This window comes from Rhodanobacter terrae, assembly GCF_042657005.1.
GTDB lineage: Bacteria > Pseudomonadota > Gammaproteobacteria > Xanthomonadales > Rhodanobacteraceae > Rhodanobacter > Rhodanobacter terrae.
On the sequence record NZ_JBHSNG010000091.1, the window covers coordinates 1 to 687 of the forward strand.

The following is a 687-nucleotide window of genomic DNA, read 5'->3' on the forward strand; positions in this document are numbered from 1 at the left end:
CGCGCCGGTCTGGCTCAGCGTCCCGTTGCTGGTCACCGCCAGCGTGCCGGCCGCCGTGCTCGTTCCCAGCTGCGTCGCCTGGTCGTTGGTCAGGCTCACGTTGCCGCCGGTCAGGCTCACCGGGCCGGTGAACGCGTTCGTCGCGTTCGTCAGCGTGATCGCGTTCGTGCCGGCGTTGAAGTTGCTCGCGCCGCTCACCGTGAAGGCGCCGACCTGGGTAATGCCGCCGGCGGTGGTCTGCACCGACAGGCCACCGTTGCCGATGGTCAGCGCACCCGCGCTGAAACTGCCGCTGGTCGTGGCCAGCCGGCTGAGCGCCGTGCCGCCGCCCACCGCCCCCATGAAATTCACCAGGCCATTCGCATCGACGGTGAGCGCGTGGCCGCCATCCAGCGTGCTGCCGAAGGTCACCGCATTGCCGCTGGTCAGCGTGGCGTCCACTCCCAGCGTTACCGCACCGTTGTAGGTCTGCGTGCCGGTGGTGCCCACGCTGCTGTCCAGCAGCGTGCTGCCGCCTCCGGTCGTGGTCAGCGATGCCAGTGGCGCGATACCGCCCACCGCGCCGCCGAAGGTGGTCAGGCCCGACGTGTTCACCGTCAGCGCATGCGCGCCATCCAGCGTCGATGCGAAGTCGATCGCACCGCCGCCCGTGCTGGCCAGCGTCGCATCCGCACCCAGCGTCACCGC

1 pseudogene is annotated in these 687 nt (G+C 70.6%); it reads right to left on the bottom strand.

Features of this window, described 5'->3' with window-relative positions:
- A pseudogene (locus tag ACFPPB_RS20365) lies at positions 1-687 on the bottom strand (hypothetical protein); the annotation flags it as partial.